We start from the raw sequence: 21,249 nt of genomic DNA, 5'->3' as shown, positions 1-21,249 counted from the left end.
CGCCAGAGGCGCGCTGCCGGGCCCAAAACCCAAGAAGGGTCGGCGAAGCCGGGCCGCCGCGGGTGCGGGAGCCATTCGCCTTACCCTTCAATCAGGTCAGGTCTTTGTAGCTGATCTCGCGTGTATCTGCCCCCGGACCAGCCTTTTCACGACGCATGATCAGGCGGTTCAGCGCGTGGATATAGGCTTTGGCTGACGCAACCACCGTATCTGTATTTGCAGACTGACCGGTGGCGATCATACCATCCTCCTCCAGACGGACCGAAACCGTGGCTTGCGCGTCCGTACCTTCGGTTACCGCATGCACCTGATACAGTTGCAGCCGCGCAGTGTTGGGATAGATCGCCCGGATCGCCCGGAAGGTTGCGTCGACTGGGCCGTCACCGTTTTCCGTGGCGATCCTGTCTGCACCCTCTACCTCCAGCTCGACCGTCGCTTCGGCCTGACCTCCGGTACCGCAGGTCACTTTCATCGACACCAGTTGAAGATGATCGTCCGCTTCGTCGTCGACGCTCATCAACGCAATGAGGTCATCGTCAAAGACTTCTTTCTTGCGGTCGGCCAGATCCTTGAAGCGCACAAAAATGTCTTTGAGCTGGTTGTCACCAACCTCATACCCTAGCGTTTCGAGCTTATCGCGCAGCGCAGCGCGGCCCGAATGCTTGCCCAGCGGCAAAGAGGTGCCAGAGAGCCCAATGTCTTCAGGGCGCATGATCTCGAAGTTTTCGCGGTTCTTCAGCATGCCATCCTGATGGATGCCGCTTTCATGGGCAAATGCGTTCTTTCCAACGATGGCCTTGTTGAACTGCACCGGAAATCCGGCCACGGTCGCGACCCGGCGTGAAATATGCATGATCTTGGTGGTGTCGATGCCAGTATGCCACGGCATGATGTCGTTGCGTGTGCGCAACGCCATCACAACTTCTTCCAGCGCGGTGTTGCCTGCGCGTTCACCCAACCCGTTTATGGTGCATTCGATCTGACGCGCACCACCTGCGACCGCTGCCAGAGAGTTCGCTGTCGCCATGCCAAGGTCGTTGTGGCAGTGGGTGGCAAAGATTACCTCATCCGCGCCGGGAACCGTCTCGATCAGGCGCTTGATCAGATCTGCAGACTCGACCGGGGCAGTATAACCGACAGTATCGGGGATATTGATCGTGGTGGCGCCAGCCTTGATTGCAATCTCGATCACACGGCACAGATAATCCCATTCGGTCCGGGTCGCATCCATCGGCGACCACTGCACGTTTTCGCAAAGGTTGCGCGCGTGGCTGACCGTTTCGTGGATCTTGTCGGCCATCTCGTCTTGCGTCAGATTTGGTATCGCCCGGTGCAGCGGAGAGGTGCCTATGAAGGTGTGAATACGGTTCTTCTCGGCGTTTTTCACGGCCTCCCAACATCGGTCGATATCGGCGAAATTGGCGCGGGCCAGACCACAGATGCGGCTGTTCTTCGAGCGCTCGGCGATCTCGGACACCGCTTTGAAGTCGCCTTCCGATGCAATGGGGAATCCGGCTTCGATGATGTCGACGCCCATCTCATCCAGAAGCTCGGCAATTTCGAGCTTTTCGTTGTGGGTCATGGTCGCGCCGGGGCTCTGCTCGCCGTCGCGCAAGGTGGTGTCGAAGATCACGACGCGGTCTTGGTCGGTCACGTTTGTCATGGGGTTCTCTTTCTTCTTCTGTCCTAAAGCCTCTTGGCGCGCGGGCGTCCTCCTCTGAGCGGGCGCGCCGGATGGCACGCTCAGAGGCGGATTAGGATCAGTAGACCACGCAGCAACGCGCCGCTGGGTGCGGCGTCTGCAAAAGCGATATCTGCGCGGTTGATCATGGGGATCAGCTTATACAGGGCGCGCGGCGAATGAAAAGCGGGAAATTTACGCGGGAACAAAATTGACGGTGGAGTTGAAGCGATGAAGCTTTCGGCTAACTTCTCGTGCATGAAAACTGCATTAATCATCGGAGCTTCTGGCGGTATCGGGCGCGCTTTGAATGATCACCTGACAACGGATGGTGTCAAAGTCACCCGACTGGCCAGATCAACGGATGGGTTTGACCTGACCGACCCGGATGGCGCAGAGCGTATGCTGGCGTCCCTTTCTGATCCGTTTGATCTGATCATGGTGGCCTCAGGGGCGCTTGAGATTAACGGTATGGGTCCGGAAAAATCTATGCGCGCCTTGTCCGCGCAGGCGATGATGGACCAGTTCGCACTGAACGCAGTTGGCCCGGCCTTGGTGTTGAAGCACGTGCACCGCCTGCTGCCACGCGACCGCAGATCGGTGATCGCCGTGCTGTCGGCCCGAGTTGGTTCAATCGGGGACAACCGGCTGGGTGGGTGGGTCAGTTATCGTGCAGCCAAGGCGGCTGTGAATCAGATAGTACATACGGCTGCCATCGAATTGGCGCGCACTCACAAACAAGCCGTTTGTGTCGCTTTGCACCCCGGAACAGTCAAAACGGCCTTTACCGAAAAGTACCTTGCCCGCCACCCGGCTGTTGAACCCAATGAGGCCGCAGCCAATCTGCTGTCCGTCATCAATGGACTTACCCCCGCTGACTCGGGCAGTTTTTACGATTGGGCTGGCAAGCGCGTGCCGTGGTAAGGCTGATTTAGCCGTCGTTTGTATCCGGGTCCGTCGCGTCAGGGGCGGGCGCGTCGGGGGTAGAGTCGGGCTCAGGGGTTTCGGCGCTCGAAGCGGGTGTTTCGGGCGCAATCTCTGTCTCGGTCGCAATCTCTGTCTCGGTCGCCAGCGTGTCATTTTCCCAGACGCCGGTCTCAACCTCGCCGCCTGCGAAACGCATCGTGCCGTCACCATGGCGTTTGTTTTCCAGGAAATTGCCCTCATAGACATCCCCGGTCTCATAGGTGGCGGTTCCAAAGCCAGTGATCTTGCCGTCGGCCCAGTCGCCTGTGTAGCTGTATCCGCCCGGTCGGGTCAGTGTTCCCTTGCCGTGACGCTTGCCATTCAGAAAATCGCCTTCGTAAATGATCCCGTCCGGAAACGTAGCCTTGCCCTTCCCCTGTCGGACGCCGTCTACCCAATCGCCATCATAGCGATAGCCATTTGCAAAGGTCAGAATACCTTTGCCGTCGAAGCGGGCGTTTTTGAACTGGCCCGTATAAGCCGTTCCGTTGGGATAGGTTGCCGTGCCGGTGCCCTCAAAAATCCCGGCGATCCAGTTGCCGTCGTAAACTGATCCGTCGGGGTATGTCGTTTGCCCCTTGCCATGAGGCAGGTCATCTAGAAAGTCGCCGATATAGACCGAACCATCGGGATAGAGCATCTCACCCAGGCCCTCAATCTGGCCCTTTTGCCAGGCACCTGTGTACGCAAACCCGTCGCTGCCCTTGTAGGTGCCCTGACCATGGCGCTGGTCGTCAGCATAGTCGCCTTCATAGGTCGCACCGTTGGCGTATATGGACTTGCCTTTGCCCTGTCGGCGATTTTCGACCATTTCGCCTTCGTAGACATCTCCGTTGGGTTGAACCAAACGGCCTGTTCCGGCCATCTGGTCGTTGGCCCAGGACCCAGCATAAGTCATGCCGTCGACCCAGACTTGACTACCCTGACCATGCCGTTGCCCGCCATTCAAGCCGCCCTCATAGGTACTTCCATCGGCGTAGGTGATCTTGGCGCTGCCGGTTTTCTGGCCGTTTACCCAGTCGCCCTCATAAACCGAGCCATCCGGGCCGGTCAGCACGCCGTGACCGTGATATCTGGCGTCCTTGAAGCCGCCCTCGTATCGCGAGCCGTTGGAATATGTCGCGATACCGGTACCGTTTATCGTGCCTTTGGCCCACTCGCCCTCATAGGACTGGCCATCAGAATAGACGATTTTGCCGCGCCCTTCTGGTTGGCCCTTGGTGAATGTCCCTTCATAGACAGAGCCATTGGCGTAGCGCGCGGTGCCTTGTCCTTGAATCTCGCCCTCGACCCATTGACCGGAATATTCAAAACCGTTCGGCAGGCGGTAAGTGCCGGTGCCATGGCGCAGCCCGTTTTCGAACGTGCCCTCGTAGACACCTCCGACATCATCATCAGCGATGACAATCTGACCGTCCTGTTGGGCGATCGCAAAAGACGCCAGCATTGTAAGCGTTGCAGCGGTAAGGGATGTGCGGATCGCTTTCATTTTTTGTACCTGCCTGCGGTGTTTGTGTTGGCGCAAAACTAAGATACCGCCGAGGGCAGAGCAACGGCTTTTGGCGCATTTGCCTTTCACTCGCGGTGTGATCTGCTAAATCCCTGAAAGACATGAGGGCAAGAGGGCAAAAATGGCCGATCGTTTCCGCATCACTCTGGCGCAATTGAACCCAACGGTTGGGGATATCGACGGTAATGCCGCCAAGGCTGCTGCAGCCTGGCAGCAAGGGCGCGCGGCGCAGGCTGATCTTGTGGCGCTGCCCGAGATGTTCATAACCGGCTACAATACCCAGGATCTGGTGATGAAGCCCGCGTTTCATCGGGCCGCGATGAATGCGGTGCAGGCGTTGGCTGAAGACTGTGCCGACGGCCCGGCGTTGGCCATCGGCGGTCCTTGGGTTGAAGATGGGAAGCTTTATAACGCCTACCTGATCCTCAAAGGAGGGCGGATTGTCAGCAAAGTTCTTAAACATCATTTGCCCAATGAGACCGTCTTTGATGAAGTACGCCTTTATGATGCGGGTCCTATGGGCGGCCCTTATGCGGTTGGAAATGTCCGTATTGGTAGCCCGATTTGCGAGGATGGCTGGCACGAGGATGTCGCCGAGACACTGGAAGAAACCGGGGCCGAGTTTCTGCTGATCCCCAACGGCTCGCCCTATTTTCGAAACAAATACGATATCCGGTTGAACCACATGGTGGCTCGCACGGTCGAAACGGGTCTGCCGGTAATCTACCTGAACATGGTCGGCGGGCAGGATGATCAGGTTTTCGACGGTGCTACGTTTGGATTGAACCCGGGTGGAGAGCTTGCGTTCCGCATGCCCGTCTTCGATGAGGCCGTCAGCCATATCGATCTGTCGCGCCAAGATGACGGATGGCGTATTGTGGCTGGTGAAGTCGTGCCGCAACCCGACGAATGGGAGCAGGATTATCGCGCGATGGTGCAATCTCTGCGCGATTACATGGGTAAGACGGGGTTTGGCAAAGCTGTGCTGGGGTTGTCGGGTGGTGTCGACTCGGCGCTGGTGGCCGCAATAGCCGTGGATGCCATCGGGGCGGAAAATGTACGCTGCGTAATGCTGCCTTCGGAATATACAAGCCAAAGTTCTTTGGATGATGCCGAAGCCGTCGCCAAGGCGCTGGGCGTGCACTACGACTTTGTGCCGATCTCTGAGGGACGCGCAGCGGTAACCAACACTTTGGCTCCGCTTTTTGCGGGGCTGAATGAGGACCTGACCGAAGAAAATGTCCAGTCTCGCCTGCGCGGTCTTCTGCTAATGGCGATTTCGAACAAGTTTGGCGAGATGCTGCTGACCACCGGCAACAAGTCCGAGGTCGCAGTTGGCTACGCCACTATCTATGGTGACATGAACGGTGGCTATAACCCGATCAAAGATCTGTACAAAACTCGCGTGTTCGAGACCTGCCGCTGGCGCAACGCCAATCATCGCGATTGGATGATGGGTCCCGAGGGTGAGGTCATACGCCCTTCGGTGATCGACAAGCCGCCAAGTGCTGAATTGCGTGAAGATCAGAAAGACAGCGACAGCCTGCCGGACTACCCCGTTCTCGATGCGATTCTTGATATCTTGGTAGATCAGGATGGCTCAATCGCCGACTGCGTTGCAGCCGGATTTGACGAGGCCGAGGCCCGGCGGGTCGAACATCTGATTTACATTAGTGAATACAAGCGCTTCCAGTCCGCGCCTGGCACACGGTTGTCGCCGCGGGCCTTCTGGCTGGATCGCCGCTATCCGATTGTAAATCGCTGGCGGGATAGAACGTAAGCACCGCTCTGATTGAAGAATTTACCATTGTTTCGAAAGTGCATGGTAATGCGGATTTCTAGGGCAGTTTGTTTATCCATTTCAGCCAGTTGTGCGATGAAAAGACTATGTTTCGCTTGTACGCGCGTCCTTTTTTTGCCACATTTACGACAGGGGTTCGCCTCATATGGGGCGGATGTGACGCAATCCGGTAGGTTGGCCTGCCATTTTCAGAGCCGATGACCGGGATTGTGGAACTGGGAAAAGGCATCCGTGTTTGGGATGTCAGTAAAGGTATTGGTGGTCAAATGACGAATGGATACGATAAGCCGCTTCATTCTCCGTTGCAGTTGAAGCCTATGGAATCAGCGCCGCGCAAGTTGGATGAACAGGCGCTGGATGCTGCGATTGCAGACATTATGAGCCAGGAAGAGCCGACGCCCGGCGCGGTGGCAGGCCCGGTTCCGTTGCGATCGGAATTTCCGGTGTTGCAGCCACAGGAATCGCTTGCATCAAAGTCCGATCCCAAGCTCAGCACGGTACTGCGCCAGAAATGGGCGCAACTTTCCGGCGCGGCGTAATCTGAACGCATCTGCGCGGCGTAATTCGCCGCGCATTGGCCAATTGGCCACAGGTTCCGGCAATTGCCCGGGACCAATCGTTTTCTACGTTGCCAGTGAAATCGCCTTCAGGCTGGATGTCGCTCCGATGAACGAGCACCGAGCGGTTAATGCCAGGCCCCACACCGACACCCGTCGAATCTGATCTCACACTTCCCAAACACGTAGATGTTGTCGTCATAGGTGGTGGAATCATCGGGGCTTCGGCTGCCTTCGAGCTTGCTGAGCGAGGTGTTTCCGTTCTGTTGTGCGAGAAGGGCCGGATTGCGGGCGAGCAAAGCTCGCGCAATTGGGGCTGGGTGCGCCTTGGGACACGTGATCCGCGCGAGATCCCCCTGATGCAAGAGGCGCTTAGAATCTGGCAAGGGCTGGATGCGCGATTGGGACGCGCCACAGGCTATGTTCAATCAGGAATCGTGTTTGGCGCATCTGGCGCACGAGACGATGAAAACCTGACGCGATGGCTGGACCATGTTGAAGGGCTGCAAACAGGTGCTAGCATGGTATCCGGCGCTGAACTGGACTGGTTGCTGTCGGACAACAGTATGAAACTGCGCTCAGCGCTTTACATGCCGCAGGACGGGCGGGCCGAGCCGCAATGGGCGGCCCCCGCAATCGCCGAGGCGGCGCGCGACCGTGGGGCCGCGATCATGACGCAATGCGCGGTGCGAAGTGTCGATGTTGCTGCGGGCCGGATCGCAGGTGTTTTCACCGAACGCGGCCGCGTAAGGTGTAGTCAAGTCGTACTTGCAGGCGGAGCCTGGTCTCGGCTGTTTGCGGGGAACGCGGGAATCGCTCTGCCACAGCTCAAAGTGCTCAATACGGTCATGCGGACCTCTCCGGTTGCAGCAGGGCCAGAGGTGTCGCTTTGGAGTGATGATTTTGCCATTCGAAAGCGCTCGGACGGGGGATACACCATAGCTTCGGGTCACGAGAATACAGTGGATATCGTTCCTGACAGTTTCCGACTCGGGTTGCAGTTTCTGCCCGCATTCCGGCAAGAGTGGCGGTCCTTAAGGTTTCGCCTTTCGAGACGCTGGATAGTCGAGGCGAATGAGGATCGAAGCTGGCTGCCGACCGATGTGACACCGTTTGAACATTGCCGAGTACTCGACCCGGAACCTTCCCAGAAAGTGTTGCGAAGGGCGTGGGCCAACGCCCGCAAGGCGTTGCCTGCGCTTGATAGTGCGGAGATCGTGCAAAGCTGGGCCGGCCTGATCGATGTGACCCCGGATGCGATCCCGGTCATCTCGAAAGTGGACGCGGTGCAGGGCCTGCATATTGCGACCGGTTTCTCCGGCCACGGTTTTGGCATCGGTCCTGCCGCAGGTCGATTAGTGGCGGACCTTGTTACGGAAAGCACGCCTTGCGTTGATCCGACCGCCTTTCGCCTGTCCCGTTTCACGGATGGGTCAAAAGTGCGGCCGGATGCTGGTTTTTAGCCTCTAACCCATCATTTGATAGCTGACCGGCACGAACCGGAACCCGTCGCCACGGGATTCGACATACCCAGCGGCCGGGAAAGGCATGTGATAGCCGATCATAGGCACTTTGTCCGCAGCCAGCATGCCCAGCACATTCCTGCGCGATTCCGTTGCAGCGGCTTTGTCCATGTCGAATCGCACTTCCCATTCAGGATGTGCAAAGGACCAGACATAGTGATTTGCAAGATCCGCCGTCAGGACCAGACGCTGACCGTTGCTTTCTAGGTGATAGACCATATGGCCCGGAGTATGCCCAAACGCTGCCATACCGGTGACGCCAGATGCGACTTCACCGCCATCCCCGATAAAGGTCATCTTCTCTGCCATCGGGGTGACTTTGGCTGCAACCATATCACCCACTCGGTTGCCCGCGTCTTGCGCTGACCAAAAGTCGTATTCGGGTGCTGCTGTTACATAACGCGCATTGGCAAAAGTTGCGGCATCATTGGTTGTCATACCACCGATATGATCGGGGTGCATGTGGGTAATGACCACCACATCGATCTGATCTGGCGTTACGCCGGCGTCGGCCAGCGCGGCCTGAATTCCACCTTGGCCAAGCCCAGTATCAAACAGGATCATCTCGGACCCCGTATTAACCAGCGTTGGTGTGAAGAAGAACTGCGCAACATCTGGCGAGATGAAGTTGTCAGCCGATACACGGGCGAAATCTTCATCCGAGGCGCCGCCGCCGAAAATGTCTTGCGCACCATCACGAGGCAGGCTGCCATCCAACAAGGTGGTGACGGTGAAATCGCCCAGTTGAAACGATTTTGCTATTGTAGAGTTGGCTTTGGTCTCGGTACCTGCGGCCAGAACAGGCGAAGTAGCTGCCGCAAGCGGCAGAGCCGCAACCGTTCCAAGCGCCGCCCGGCGAGTCAATCTGATGGTCATGGTCGTTCTCCCTGTCAGAGCATGTTTGACTGAATTAGGTCAGTCTGGGCCTGTGGCCATACTATGGCACTGTTATATGGGCTGCGTGGTTGAACATTACGTGTTAATTTTTGTTCATGCCGCGATCTGCGAATAAAACTGTACCCACAGGGCAAAACGTTGCTGATTTTCTGGCGAGTATTCAGCCGACCCGCAAGGCGGATGAGGCGCACGTGCTGGACAGGCTGTTTCGTGAAACCACAGGTTATGCGCCAGTAATGTGGGGCCCGTCGATCATTGGCTATGGTCGATATCATTATCGCTATGCGTCAGGGCGCGAGGGCGACTTTCTCGCAACTGGGTTCTCTCCGCGCAAGGCGGCGCATTCCATCTACATCATGCCCGGGTATGCTGACTTCGGAGATATCTTATCGAGACTGGGCAAGCACAAGCTGGGTAAATCCTGCCTCTATGTGAATAAACTACCGGATATTGATCTCGACGTGCTTCGTGAACTCATCAAAGCCGGGCTCGAACGCTTAGATGGCATTTGGCCGGTTGAACCGACCTGAAAGCCCCTGCTGGACAAAATCGCGCCCATGTGAGATGAGCCGCGCCAACAGGAGACTTCCATGACCACGACCCGTTTTGCCCCGTCGCCCACCGGTTACATCCATGTGGGCAACCTGCGCACCGCCCTGATGAACTATCTGATCGCCCGCAAGGCTGGCGGTACGTTCATTCTGCGCATTGATGACACCGATCCCGAGCGGTCTAAGGAAGAATATGTCGACGCGATCAAGCAGGATCTGGAGTGGTTGGGCCTGCATTGGGACCGGGTTGAGCGACAGTCGGAGCGTCTGGACCGCTACGCCGAGGCCGCCGACAAGCTGCGCGAGATGGGCCGGTTCTACGAGGCGTTCGAGACGCCCACCGAGCTCGACCTCAAGCGCAAGAAGCAACTGAACATGGGCAAGCCGCCGGTCTATGACCGTGCAGCGCTGAACCTCAGCGATGCCGAGAAAGAAGCCCTGCGCGTTGAGCGTGGCAATGGCGTCTGGCGGTTCAAACTGAACCACGAGCGTATCGAATGGAACGATGGCATTTTGGGCGACATCTCGATCGATGCAGCTTCAGTATCCGACCCGGTGCTGATCCGGGGCGATGGTCAGGTTCTCTATACGATTGCCTCTGTGGTCGATGACACCGAGATGGGCGTAACCGATGTCGTGCGCGGCTCGGACCATGTCACCAACACCGCAACGCAGATTCAGATCATCGAGGCCTTGGGCGGGACCTGTCCGCGTTTTGCGCACCACTCGTTGCTGACTGGCCCGCAGGGAGAGGCGTTGTCGAAACGCTTGGGCACTCTGGCCTTGCGCGATCTGCGAGAGCAGGGTGTGCAGTCAATGGCCTTACTGAGCCTGATGGCGCGTCTGGGGTCGTCAGATCCGGTTGAGTTGCGCTCGGATATGTCAGAGTTGATCGACGGCTTTGATGTTACACGCTTCGGTGCGGCCCCAACCAAGTTCGACGTGCAGGACCTGTTCCCGCTGACCGCGAAGCACCTGCAATCGCTACCGCTGGCCGATGTGGCCGATGCCGTTGCTAAAGCAGGTGTACCTGCTGAACTGGCCGAGCCTTTCTGGACCATGGCGCGCGAAAACATCACGACGCTGAGCGATCTCGAGGGATGGTGGGAATTGTGTCGTGATGGGGCCGAACCCCTGATCGCTGACGAGGACCGTGAGTTCATCGCTCAGGCTGTCTCATTGCTGCCCGAAGGCCCATTCGATGGGGAAACTTGGGGCACATGGACCAAGGCCGTGAAAGAGGCCACAGGCCGCAAGGGCAAAGGCCTGTTCATGCCGCTGCGCAAAGCGCTAACGGGGATGGAGCGCGGGCCCGAAATGGCGACCTTGCTGCCGCTGTTGCAGGTGATCCGCGCTCGCGGCTGACTTCAGGGTCAGTGCTTAGAATACGAAGGAGGCAGGTAAATCACCTGCCTTTCTTTGTTCTCCGGGTCGCAAAACTTGCGCCGAAACGCGTTGCAGGCGGTCATCCACGAATTCGGTCTCGGCCTGCTTCAATTGTTGGTGACGGGGATAACGGGGCTCGGCGCGGTCGTTCAAAATCGGAGCATCCCAACCATCGGTTGTTGCAAAGAAGCGATCGGCGCCCTCTGGTCCAAAAGCCCGCAGATACCCTTGCACGACAACATCAATATAGCTGAGCAATAGGGGATGGTGATTGCTGGGCGCGGTGTGTCGATCATGCGGGACTGCGTAGACAGCGATTTCCACCTCTTGCGTCAGAGTGTGCGTGACCGACCGTGTGGCTGGAACGCGGTCATAGGCCCATTCTCTTTCATCCAACGCGGCCCAGTCGTTTTTAGGAACATGGGCGATCATACCATCGATCTCGGAATCAGCATCCGGCACAGCGGTCAAAAACGCCACCGGGCGCAGATCCGTGTGCCGCCATGCGCGTCGCCAACCTTTCAGTCGCGCTGGGCGCGGGTCGGGGAAATCATGCGTCGACAGGTTCACGAGGCTGCCATAGCCGAAGAAATAAGGGTCTGCCATGCGGGTCGCGTCCTTCTTTGACGATTGATGTATGTCAAACAGTCTTTTTACGAGACATGCAATAAAGCTTCACCTTGAGATTCGGGAGGCCCTAATGCGGATTACCAAACGGACGAATATCGCGGTGCGTGTTTTGATGTATTGCGCCGCACATCAGGAACGGCTGGTCACGAAGGCCGAGATCGCCGATGTCTGTAATATTTCAGAAAACCATCTGGCGCAGGTGATCAACCAACTGAGCCAGCTAGACTATCTCAGCACACAACGCGGCCGCAATGGCGGCATGACCCTGGCGCGCCCGGCGGATCAGATCCGGGTCGGGTCCGTGTTTCGCCATGTCGAAGGCGGGTTGCCGATTGCCGAGTGTTTTGCGGATGCTGACAACACCTGCCCACTGACCGATGCCTGCCGCCTCCGGTTGGCGCTGCAGGATGCGGCTGAGGTGTTTTATGCGTCGCTGGACGAAATCACGCTCGATGCGTTGGTGTGCGACAATGACCAATTGCTGAAAATATTGCAGCCTGTCGCTTGTATGCGCTGAACTCAGTCGCTGGCGCGCAGTATACGCGCAGGGCGTACTGAAAGCGGGCGCAGGGCAAAGACCATCCCCGCGCCTAAGGTAACGCCAACACCGGCGATGACGATCCCAAGCGCGGATGGCCAGATGACCGCGAACTCTGTGTCGAATAAATAAGTAGCCACGGCCCAACCGCCCAGAATTCCGGTCAGCAAAGCAACGCAACCTGCGGCTGCTCCCAAAAGGATTGCCCGCAGGGCAAAGCTGCGCAATATGCGCCCACGGTTGGCACCCAGAGTCTTGAGGATCGCTGCCTCGTACCTACGTGCCGGTTCGCCCGCTGCCGCCGCACCGATCAACACTAAAAACCCGGTCAACAGAGAAACCCCTGCGCCATATGACGTGGCTGCTGCAAGCCCTGCCAGCAGGCCTGATACCCGGTCGATGGCGTCTCTGACCCGGACTGCCGTGATGTTGGGGAATTGACTGGCCAAATCACGCAGAATGGCGGCCTCGGCCTGTTCTTCGGCATAGACGGTAGCGATGAAGCTATGCGGGGCACCAGCCAAGGCAGAGGGGTTCATCGACATGACAAAACCCATTCCTGCAGTGGAGAAATCAACTTCGCGCAGCGATGTGAGTTCAGCTGTGATATCGCGGCCCAGGATATTAACGGTCAACTCATCGCCCAGTTTCAGGCCCATCTCGTCAGCCTCTTCTGCGGCAAAGCTGACTTGCGCTGGGCCGCTGTAGTCCTCTGGCCACCAAACCCCGTCAGTCACGCGGGCATTCCGTGGGGGGCGGGCAGAGTAGGTTACGCCTCGGTCGCCGTCCAGAACCCAGTGATCGCCTGCAATCTCGCGCGCGGGTCGGCCATTGATTTTGGTAATGATCCCACGCAGCATCGGAGCGCTTTCTACCCGACTGACGGCAGGGTCGGTGTCGAGACGTTCGCTGAACCCGGGCATCTGATCCTTCTGGATATCGACGAAGAAATACGAGGGTGCGACCTCGGGCAAGTTGCCCGAAATCGCATTGCGTAGCGTGCCGTCGATCTGCCCCACCGCCGCAAGGACCGAAAGGCCGAGCCCAAGGGACAGGACCACCGATGCTGCGCCTTCGCGTGGGTCAGAGATTGCGGACAACGCCCACCGCAGGGCTGGACGCCCTCTGGCCCAAGGAGCGCCCGCGCGGGCCAATTTGCGAATGGCAATGGCAGAAAGGGTCAGCAAAGTGAGCGCCCCCGCCAGACCTGCGCTTGTCCAGAGGGTCAACCGGGTTGAACCGCTGAACCAAGCGGCGGCTCCGATCAGTACGGCCAGGCCAATTGCAGTCGCAATTACATAGATCAAGCGCGGGAAGCTGCTTGCCGAAGTCAGCGCATCCCGGAACAATGTTGCCGCACGCACCTCCTCGGTTCTGGCCAGAGGCCAAAGCGTAAACAGGAACGCGGTTAGCACACCATAAAGTGCGGCCTCGAACAGGGGCTGCGGATATAGCGAGAATACAGCAGGGATCGGCAGTTGGGTTTCGATAACCGGTGCCAGCAACATTGGAAGCGCCGCGCCCAGGGTCAAACCCATGACGATACCAACGCCTGAAAGAACGGCGATCTGGATCATGTATGTCTGAAAGATTGTGGCCCGATCAGCGCCCAAAGTCCGCAATGTCGCAATGGTTTCCGTTTTCTGGGACAGGTAAGCGCGCACGGCAGCCGATACGCCGATCCCCCCAACCGCCAATCCGGATAGACCAACCAGCACCAGAAACGCGCTGAGGCGCCCTACAAACTCGGATATCCCCGGCGCACCATTGCGGGCATCAGTCCAGCGCATGCCGGTTCCCTCGAAGGCCTGCCTGGCCTGCTGCGACAGCGCCTCCAACTCGGCGGTTTGCGGCAAGTTCATCCTGTATTTGGTGGAAAACAAAGTACCCGGAGCCAGCAGGCCCGATGATTGCAAATCCTCGGTTCGAACCAACGTGCGCGGTCCCAGCGAGAACCCATCTGCCGCACCATCCGGTTCGTGTTCCAGCGAGGCCATCAAAACGAACCTCTGCGTGCCGAGATCAAATTGGTCCCCAATCGCAAGGTTCAGGCGGTCAATCAGGGACGGAGCCATCACGGCGCCGGGCAGACCATTGGCGCCCGCCAAGGCCTCGGGCAAAGAAACTGCGGGTTCCAGAGCCACCGATCCCAACAGCGGATAGGCCCCGTCCACGGCCTTCACCTGAGTTAACGCCCGTTGCGCGCCTGCGCCATCACCCGTGACGGCCATGGACCTGAAATCGACGACCTCCGACACTGCTTGCGCGGTGTCCGCCATCCAGTCACGTTCCTCATCGTTTGCAAAGCGATAGGTGAACTCCAGCTGGGCATCGCCGCCTAAGAGCGACGCGCCCTCTTGTTGCAATCCGGTCTGAATGGCTTGGCGCACCATGCCAACCGCAGCAATTGCTGCAACACCCAAAGCCAGGCAGGCCAGAAACACCCGAAACCCGCGCAACCCACCGTGCAGTTCGCGCCGGGCCAGGCGACCGGCCAGACGCAGGCTCATTCGGCGGCCTCACGCTGGGATTCCTCGGCGATACGCCCATCGCGCAAGCGCACAACGCGGTCGCATTTCTGAGCCAGCGTATGGCTGTGCGTGACCAGTACCAGAGTTGCCCCGTGACGGTCCCGCAGTCCGAATAACAGATCAATGATTGCTGAACCGTTGGTTTCATCCAGATTTCCCGTTGGTTCATCTGCCAGTAATATATGCGGGCGCGGGGCCGAAGCGCGGGCCAGCGCCACACGCTGTTGCTCGCCGCCTGACAACTGCGCCGGGTAGTGATCGATACGATGTGAAAGGCCCACGGCCTCCAACTCGGCCGCGGCGCGCTGGAATGCATCTTTGTGTCCCGCGAGTTCTAACGGGGTCGCCACGTTCTCAAGCGCGGTCATCGTCGGAATCAAGTGGAAATTCTGAAACACTACGCCCATGGCATCTCTTCTGAACCGTGCCAGCGCATCCTCGCTCATTTTCGTCAAATCTTGGCCCAATGCGGTAACGCGTCCACCAGTTGCCTGTTCTAAGCCGCCCATCAGCATCAGTAGCGAAGACTTTCCGGAACCAGAGGGACCGATAAGCCCCAGAGTTTCACCCTTGCTCACAGTCAAAGTGATGTCGTGCAGGATATCCACTCTTCCGGCATTGCCATCCAGCGATAATGCGGCATCTTGGAGGGTGAGAACGGGTGTCGTCATCGATCAGGCCATCAAGAGGGGTACAGTCCATTGGGATATGGCGCGATACAGAAGCTGCGCAAGGGTTTGATGTCAGGCGTGTTCATCTGTTGCGGATTTGCCGCGACGGCTGAGCCGGTGGTGATTGCGGCGCTCGGAGATTCCCTGACACAAGGATATGGACTTCCGCAACAAGACGGGTTTGTGCCCCAACTGCAACGCTGGTTGCAGGAGGAAGGGGCGGATATTCAGCTTATCAACGCTGGTGTTTCCGGGGATACGACCGCAGGAGGAGCCTCCCGCGTTGATTGGACTCTGACGCCAGAGGTCGATGGCATGATTGTAGCCCTCGGCGGCAATGATCTGTTACGCGGTATCGATCCGGATGTGTCGCGCGCCAATCTTGAGGCAATCCTGAACACCGCTGAAGCTGCGAATGTCGAAGTTCTGCTGATCGGCATGCAAGCCCCCGGGAACTATGGGACGGATTACAAGCAAAGTTTCGATGCCATGTATCCGGAACTGGCGCAGCAGTATGGCGCGATCTATGCGGAAAGCTTCTTTGACGGGCTCACGACCGAGGGCGATCCTGCAGTCGCGCGCCAGTTCATGCAATCTGATGGCATCCATCCAAATGCCCAAGGCGTTGCGCTGATCGTTGACGCGCTAGGACCTTTTGTACTGGCTTTAGCGGAGCGCGCTGCCGATTAGGAGGGTCCTATGCCAGGCCGGTTTTTTCTCACACGACCAATTGGCGAGATTGCTAAGTTCCTGAACGTGAAAGATAACGTAGGGCCTCAACCCCCGCGCAGGAACATTCAACCGGGTCAGGAGGTGACGGTATTGACCGGTGAAGGCTTGAAGATGATGCGTTGGGGGATGATCCCGGTCGGCAGGGTCAATGCGCGCGGACGTCCGGTGATGGAGACCATTATCAACGCTCGCTCTGAAACGGTTTTTGACAAAAGCGCATTCGAAGGTGTTGGGCGCGCAGTTATACCAGTTGATGGCTGGTACGAGTGGACCGGAGAGAAACGGCGCAAAACTGCATGGCGTATCGCAGCGAAGGATGGCATTCCGCTATTATTTGCTGCAATTACGGATTGTTGGGAGGCCCCTGGTGGGCAGCGTGTGGATCAGGTCGCCGCAGTCACCTGCGAGCCAAATGCCGATGTAAAGCCGATCCACCACCGTATGGGTGTGTTGCTGGGGTCGCAGGATGTGGATTGCTGGTTACATGGATCCGAAGAAGAGGCGCAGAAGCTGATGCGCCCATGGCCAGAAGGTCGCCTGAGGATTGAACAAGCCGACGATGTGGATTGGTCGGCGGCTTAGACCACGGTCACCACGGTTCCAATCGGCACCCGGTTGTACAGATCGATTACATGCTCATTCAGCATCCGTATGCAGCCGTTCGAGGCCGCGCGACCGATGGTTTGCGGTTGTGTGGTGCCATGGATGCGGAAATAGGTGTCGACTCCGTTTTGGAACAGATACAAAGCGCGCGCGCCCAGTGGATTATCGCTCCCTCCCGGTTGGACATAGTCGTTGTCCTTAAACCGACCATAGGCCACCGGGTCGCGTTCGATCATCTCATCGGTCGGTCGCCAGGTGGGCCATTCCTTCTTGACGTCGATAGTTGCGGTTCCTGTGAACTCCAGTCCGGCCTTGCCGACGCCGCAGCCATAACGGATCGCTTTGCGGGGTTCGGTTATATAGTAAAGGTAGAAGGAACGGGGAACGACCAGCAGCTGACCGGGTAGGAATTGCTTTTTGACCCGCACGAATTGTGGCGTGGGATCATATTCGACCGCTTTCTTGGCGCTGACAACGCCCGGAAGCAGGCTGACGGCAGTACCGGCCAGAAATACGCGGCGTGTGAACATGGTGACATCCCTCAAATGACCAAAGAAATCATAACGCTAGTTTCGAAATGATAGCGGATTTGGTCAATCACCGGGGAGGAATAACCCGATTGTGATGTATTCCCTATGCCACACACGGGGCGCGGGCATAGCGGAGAGGGCGGGAAAAATCCCGCCCTTTGAATGGCTTAGGCCAGTTCGATATTGTCGGCGCTTTCGCGGCCGTCACGACCAGCGCGCAGCTCGTACGTGACCTTCTGGTTGTCGGCCAGACCGGTGAGGCCCGAACGCTCGACAGCCGAGATGTGTACGAAGATGTCTTTGCCGCCATCTTCAGGTGCGATAAAGCCGTAGCCTTTGGTGGTGTTGAACCATTTTACGGTGCCTGCGGGCATATCCGTTGTCTCCTGTTTAGTGCTGCCCACGTGGATGCGGCAGCCCGGCGTCGTTGTCTGTATCGATAGACTGAGCGCCGTAGAAGGAGACAGTAGGTCGAAATAGAAAAACGTAAGCCTCTTGGATATGGCATCGGTCAGGCGGTGTGGCAAGGGCGGATTGTACGGTTTGTACAGGGGTTTGAGGGGCAATCGTCCGACTTGTACAAGAATCCGCCGATGGTTTTGGTTATTGGTTGGCAGAGCTCTGATAAGGTCCGGTTATTTATCTGGCGCGTCGGAGTGGCATTCAGAATCCGTTAACCCTCGTCATGATCAAGTTACAGCATGAGCGATTATCGACGCGTCCGCATTCCCGGAGCCAAGTATTTTTTCACCGTGTCTTTGGCCGACCGGTCGTCGGATTTATTAGTGCGAGAGGTGGCGCATTTGCGGGCCGCCTTTGCAGTGACCCAGAGGGAGCGTCCGTTCTGGTGCGATGCGTTTGTTGTGTTGCCGGATCATTTGCACGCGGTTTGGACCTTGCCGCCGGGGGATGCGGATTATTCGACGCGGTGGCGGTTAATCAAAAGCCGATTTGTGCGTGCCGTCGGAGAATTCGGTCCGCGAAGCGAGTCCAAGGTTGTCAAACAGGAACGCGGGATTTGGCAACGCAGGTTTTGGGAGCATTGTATCCGCGACGAACGAGATTACCGCAATCATACGGCATATTGTTGGGGCAATCCGGTCAAACATGGGTTGGTGGAGCATCCAACGGATTGGCCGTATTCGTCGATCCATCGTGATATACGCACAGGTCAGGTTGATCCGGAATGGAGTGGTGGCGTCATCGAAGGGACGTTTGGGGAGCCGTAGGATGGGTGATTTCACCCATCAATTTATGTGGTGGGATATTGGAGAATTGAGGAGTGATGGGTGCGAGCACCCATCCTACGCTTGCTGAAGCCCGGCCTACGGGCCGACAGACGCGAAGCGCCTGTTTGGCAGCGCCGTTTTTGGGAGCACACCATTCGGGACGAACAGGATTACCGCAATCATATGGCGTATTGTTGGCGGAATCCGGTGAAGCACGGGTTGGTCGATCGCCCGACCGATTGGCCGTATTCGTCAATCCATCGCGATATTCGTGCGGGTCGGGTTGATCCGGAGTGGTGCGGTGTGGTCACCGAGGGACCGTTCGGAGAGCCGTAGGATGGGGTTTCACCCCATCATTTGAGAGGTTGGAGTTTGCAAGTGGTTTTGTGCGCGGGAACAGATCGTGCGGGTGTTCGGGTAGGGTCGTTGAGTGAGTGATGGGGTGAAACCCCACCCTACGCTTGCTTGCTACGTTTTCGCTTGTTGTGTTTTCTTCAATGCAGCTTTTTCCCCTGCAATTTTTTTAACGCGAGCAAAGCGCTCTTCGCGTTTGTGGCGTTCCACATACCATTCTTCGAACAGTGTTTCGAGCAACTCAATGAGAACTTGCGCTTCTTCAGGGTCAACATCGACGATTACACTGATGTCTCTTTCCATATGAGCGCCGATGTTCCCAATTTGTCTAATATGATCAATTGCTTCAATGCTGTCGATTGATACACCTTTTGGCGCGTTGTGGTTGTCCGCTAGGTCCTTTAGAGCCACAATTTCTTTAAACAATGTTGGCTGAGAAATGCCGCAGAAGTCACGAATCATACCTTGCAGGCATCGTCGCGCTAGAGTTGCCGCAGATTTGGGGCTTAAATCTCGTACCCTGCAAGCCTCCAAGTAATCTTCCCTCAATGCCAGCGGAATGTAGTCAGGAAGGGTCTTCGCAAAGCTCTCAGGAAGAAGTCTGAATTTACGGATTGTTTCGGGCTGATGAACATAGAAATTTCCGGTGTTATCGTTGTAACGCCCAGTAATCAACGACACATCTAGCTGATATCCTAGGCATTCACTGTTCGCACAGCAAATTACCGTTGCACGAAGTGCAATTACGTCATCGCGAGTCTCGCGAATTTGGATCGGAAACTCACTACTGTAAAATTTGCTGTGAGTAATTGTTTGGTCCCGGCCACAGTATGGGCAATTCCAGTTCATAGCCTCACCGCGCAAACTTCTTATGCTTCAACCGTTTGGGCTCCAGCGCATCCGGTCCCAGACGGCGCTTTTTGTCTTCTTCGTAATCCTCGAAGTTGCCCTCAAACCACTCCACATGCGCGTCGCCCTCAAAGGCCAGAATATGCGTGCAGATCCGGTCGAGGAAGAAGCGGTCGTGGGAGATGACGACGGCGCAGCCGGCGAAATCGACCAGCGCGTCTTCCAGCGCGCGCAGGGTTTCGACGTCCAGATCGTTGGTGGGTTCGTCGAGCAGCAGGACGTTGCCGCCCTCTTTCAGCAGGCGGGCCATGTGGACGCGGTTGCGCTCACCACCCGATAGCAGCGAGACCTTCTTCTGCTGGTCGCCGCCCTTGAAGTTGAAGGACGAGCAATAGGCACGGGAATTGACCTGCGCGTCACCCAGTTGGATGATCTCGGCACCGCCGGTGATCGCCTCCCACACGGTGTCGTTGTCTTTCAGGTCGTCGCGGGACTGGTCGACATAGGACAGCTCGACCGTGTCGCCCAGCGTGATGGTGCCGCTGTCGGGCTGTTCCTGACCGGTGAGCATCTTGAACAGGGTCGATTTACCTGCACCGTTGGGGCCGATGACGCCAACGATGCCGCCGGGGGGCAGGGCAAAGTCCAGCCCTTCGATCAGTTGCTTGTCGCCCATATGTTTCGACAGGCCCTCGACCTCGATCACCTTGCCGCCAAGGCGCTGGCCGTTGGGAATGACGATCTGGGCGCGGGTCAGCTTTTCGCGTTCGGACTGCTCGGCCAGTTCGTTATAGGCGTTGATCCGGGCCTTGGATTTGGCCTGACGGGCCTTTTGGCCCTGACGCATCCATTCCAGCTCGCGCTGCAGGGTCTTCTGCTTGGACTTGTCCTCACGGGCTTCCTGCTCCAGCCGTTTGGCTTTTTGTTCGAGCCATGCGGAGTAGTTGCCCTCGTAAGGAATGCCGCGGCCACGGTCGAGTTCCAGAATCCAGCCGGTGATGTCATCCAGAAAATAGCGGTCGTGGGTGACGATCAGGATAGTGCCCTTGTAGTCGATCAGGTGCTGTTGCAGCCAGGCGATGGTCTCGGCGTCCAGGTGGTTGGTCGGTTCATCGAGCAACAGCATGTCGGGCGCTTCCAGCAGAAGCTTGCACAGCGCCACGCGGCGTTTCTCACCGCCCGAGAGGTTGGCAATGTTGGCATCGTCCGGCGGGCAGCGCAGCGCCTCCATCGAGACATCGATCTGACTGTCGAGGTCCCACAGGTTTTCCGCGTCGATCGCGTCCTGCAGGGTAGTCATTTCCTCCATCAACTCGTCCGAGTAGTTCTCGGCGATCTCCATGGCAATCTCGTTGAACCGGTCGACCTTGGCCTTTTTCGCGGCCACGCCCAGCATGACGTTCTCGCGGACGGTCAGCGATTCATCCAGCTGAGGTTCCTGCGGCAGATAGCCGACCTTGGCGCCTTCGGCCGCCCATGCCTCACCGGTGAAATCGGTGTCGAGGCCCGCCATGATCTTCATCAGCGTCGATTTACCCGCGCCGTTGACGCCGACGACACCGATTTTCACGCCGGGCAGGAAGCTCAGGTGGATGTTTTCAAAGCACTTTTTGCCACCGGGATAGGTCTTGGAGACACCCTGCATGTGGTAGACATATTGATAGGCGGCCATGTCGCGTCCTCTGGGTCGGGGAAATCAAGTTGGAACGC

The 21,249-nt window shown here is 57.6% G+C and carries 22 protein-coding genes; 11 read left to right on the top strand and 11 right to left on the bottom strand.

All coding sequences use genetic code 11. The features are described 5' to 3' along the window. Nucleotides 1–91: 91 nt before the first annotated feature. Entirely contained in the window at nt 92–1,663 is a 1,572-nt protein-coding gene (locus tag ACR0EN_RS19885; protein WP_170597303.1) for a 2-isopropylmalate synthase, read from the bottom strand. A gap of 80 nt (nt 1,664–1,743) precedes the next feature. Beyond that, on the bottom strand, nt 1,744–1,941 hold the full coding sequence (locus tag ACR0EN_RS19880) for a hypothetical protein (RefSeq protein ID WP_170818622.1): 198 nt from the start codon (nt 1,939–1,941) through the stop codon (nt 1,744–1,746). On the opposite strand from ACR0EN_RS19880, the gene ACR0EN_RS19875 reads away from it, so the two are divergent. Beyond that, on the top strand, nt 1,940–2,605 hold the full coding sequence (locus ACR0EN_RS19875) for an SDR family NAD(P)-dependent oxidoreductase (protein WP_480588411.1): 666 nt from the start codon (nt 1,940–1,942) through the stop codon (nt 2,603–2,605). The genes ACR0EN_RS19880 and ACR0EN_RS19875 overlap by 2 nt on opposite strands. Before the next feature lie 7 nt (nt 2,606–2,612). Here ACR0EN_RS19875 and ACR0EN_RS19870 read toward each other — a convergent pair whose 3' ends face one another. Further along, complete coding sequence (locus tag ACR0EN_RS19870; RefSeq protein WP_480588409.1) at nt 2,613–4,136, bottom strand: MORN repeat-containing protein; 1,524 nt, start codon at nt 4,134–4,136, stop codon at nt 2,613–2,615. Nucleotides 4,137–4,278: 142 nt separating this feature from the next. Between ACR0EN_RS19870 and ACR0EN_RS19865 the strand changes: the two genes are divergently transcribed. The 3 genes from ACR0EN_RS19865 to ACR0EN_RS19855 all read left to right on the top strand — a co-directional run bounded on the left by ACR0EN_RS19865 (nt 4,279) and on the right by ACR0EN_RS19855 (nt 7,978). Then, a complete protein-coding gene (locus ACR0EN_RS19865; RefSeq protein WP_170818624.1) occupies nt 4,279–5,937 on the top strand; it encodes an NAD+ synthase in 1,659 nt (552 codons plus the stop codon). A 218-nt stretch (nt 5,938–6,155) separates the two neighbouring features. Further along, entirely contained in the window at nt 6,156–6,497 is a 342-nt protein-coding gene (locus tag ACR0EN_RS19860) for a hypothetical protein (RefSeq protein WP_170395910.1), read from the top strand. Between the two features lie 149 nt (nt 6,498–6,646). Further along, entirely contained in the window at nt 6,647–7,978 is a 1,332-nt protein-coding gene (locus ACR0EN_RS19855) for an NAD(P)/FAD-dependent oxidoreductase (protein ID WP_480563054.1), read from the top strand. 3 nt (nt 7,979–7,981) lie between these two features. On the opposite strand, the gene ACR0EN_RS19850 is transcribed toward ACR0EN_RS19855, so the two are convergent. Then, on the bottom strand, nt 7,982–8,914 hold the full coding sequence (locus ACR0EN_RS19850; RefSeq protein ID WP_170395914.1) for an MBL fold metallo-hydrolase: 933 nt from the start codon (nt 8,912–8,914) through the stop codon (nt 7,982–7,984). Nucleotides 8,915–9,030: 116 nt separating this feature from the next. On the opposite strand from ACR0EN_RS19850, the gene ACR0EN_RS19845 reads away from it, so the two are divergent. After that, nucleotides 9,031–9,465, top strand: coding sequence for a DUF1801 domain-containing protein (locus ACR0EN_RS19845; protein WP_170514021.1), 435 nt, complete (start codon nt 9,031–9,033; stop codon nt 9,463–9,465). A gap of 60 nt (nt 9,466–9,525) precedes the next feature. Next, entirely contained in the window at nt 9,526–10,851 is a 1,326-nt protein-coding gene (gene gltX / locus ACR0EN_RS19840; protein ID WP_480588407.1) for a glutamate--tRNA ligase, read from the top strand. A 15-nt stretch (nt 10,852–10,866) separates the two neighbouring features. Here gltX and ACR0EN_RS19835 read toward each other — a convergent pair whose 3' ends face one another. Beyond that, nucleotides 10,867–11,478: a gamma-glutamylcyclotransferase family protein gene (locus tag ACR0EN_RS19835; RefSeq protein WP_170514025.1), complete on the bottom strand. Its 612-nt coding sequence runs from the start codon at nt 11,476–11,478 to the stop codon at nt 10,867–10,869. Nucleotides 11,479–11,572: 94 nt separating this feature from the next. Between ACR0EN_RS19835 and ACR0EN_RS19830 the strand changes: the two genes are divergently transcribed. After that, on the top strand, nt 11,573–12,019 hold the full coding sequence (locus ACR0EN_RS19830) for an RrF2 family transcriptional regulator (protein ID WP_170395922.1): 447 nt from the start codon (nt 11,573–11,575) through the stop codon (nt 12,017–12,019). Nucleotides 12,020–12,021: 2 nt separating this feature from the next. Here the strand turns inward: ACR0EN_RS19830 and ACR0EN_RS19825 are convergent, their stop codons facing one another. Both ACR0EN_RS19825 and ACR0EN_RS19820 read right to left on the bottom strand, forming a co-directional pair. After that, nucleotides 12,022–14,550: an ABC transporter permease gene (locus tag ACR0EN_RS19825; RefSeq protein WP_480588405.1), complete on the bottom strand. Its 2,529-nt coding sequence runs from the start codon at nt 14,548–14,550 to the stop codon at nt 12,022–12,024. Continuing rightward, nucleotides 14,547–15,242: an ATP-binding cassette domain-containing protein gene (locus ACR0EN_RS19820; protein ID WP_170395925.1), complete on the bottom strand. Its 696-nt coding sequence runs from the start codon at nt 15,240–15,242 to the stop codon at nt 14,547–14,549. Before ACR0EN_RS19820 ends, ACR0EN_RS19825 begins: the two co-directional genes overlap by 4 nt. A gap of 69 nt (nt 15,243–15,311) precedes the next feature. On the opposite strand from ACR0EN_RS19820, the gene ACR0EN_RS19815 reads away from it, so the two are divergent. Together ACR0EN_RS19815 and ACR0EN_RS19810 are read left to right on the top strand one after the other, a co-directional pair. Further along, complete coding sequence (locus tag ACR0EN_RS19815) at nt 15,312–15,932, top strand: arylesterase (protein WP_170423816.1); 621 nt, start codon at nt 15,312–15,314, stop codon at nt 15,930–15,932. A gap of 9 nt (nt 15,933–15,941) precedes the next feature. Next, a complete protein-coding gene (locus tag ACR0EN_RS19810; RefSeq protein ID WP_170423818.1) occupies nt 15,942–16,556 on the top strand; it encodes an SOS response-associated peptidase in 615 nt (204 codons plus the stop codon). On the opposite strand, the gene ACR0EN_RS19805 is transcribed toward ACR0EN_RS19810, so the two are convergent. Further along, entirely contained in the window at nt 16,553–17,107 is a 555-nt protein-coding gene (locus ACR0EN_RS19805) for a L,D-transpeptidase (protein WP_170395928.1), read from the bottom strand. The two genes, ACR0EN_RS19810 and ACR0EN_RS19805, sit on opposite strands and share 4 nt — an antisense overlap. A 167-nt stretch (nt 17,108–17,274) precedes the next feature. After that, on the bottom strand, nt 17,275–17,481 hold the full coding sequence (locus ACR0EN_RS19800; protein WP_010442474.1) for a cold-shock protein: 207 nt from the start codon (nt 17,479–17,481) through the stop codon (nt 17,275–17,277). A 327-nt stretch (nt 17,482–17,808) separates the two neighbouring features. On the opposite strand from ACR0EN_RS19800, the gene ACR0EN_RS19795 reads away from it, so the two are divergent. Further along, on the top strand, nt 17,809–18,336 hold the full coding sequence (locus ACR0EN_RS19795; protein WP_170818630.1) for an REP-associated tyrosine transposase: 528 nt from the start codon (nt 17,809–17,811) through the stop codon (nt 18,334–18,336). A gap of 60 nt (nt 18,337–18,396) precedes the next feature. Continuing rightward, on the top strand, nt 18,397–18,672 hold the full coding sequence (locus ACR0EN_RS19790; RefSeq protein ID WP_480588403.1) for a transposase: 276 nt from the start codon (nt 18,397–18,399) through the stop codon (nt 18,670–18,672). A gap of 132 nt (nt 18,673–18,804) precedes the next feature. On the opposite strand, the gene ACR0EN_RS19785 is transcribed toward ACR0EN_RS19790, so the two are convergent. Next, nucleotides 18,805–19,371 (bottom strand): DUF4145 domain-containing protein, encoded by a 567-nt coding sequence (locus tag ACR0EN_RS19785; protein WP_480588401.1) that lies wholly within the window; start codon nt 19,369–19,371, stop codon nt 18,805–18,807. A gap of 172 nt (nt 19,372–19,543) precedes the next feature. Further along, the gene (gene ettA, locus ACR0EN_RS19780; protein ID WP_010442471.1) at nt 19,544–21,211 is read right to left on the bottom strand and encodes an energy-dependent translational throttle protein EttA; all 1,668 of its coding nucleotides are present in this window, start codon (nt 21,209–21,211) and stop codon (nt 19,544–19,546) included. Nucleotides 21,212–21,249 lie beyond the last annotated feature (38 nt).

This window comes from Ruegeria sp. AB7, assembly GCF_056542625.1.
Note: the sequence above shows the minus strand (reverse complement) of the source record. Positions and strands in the feature narration are given on the sequence as shown.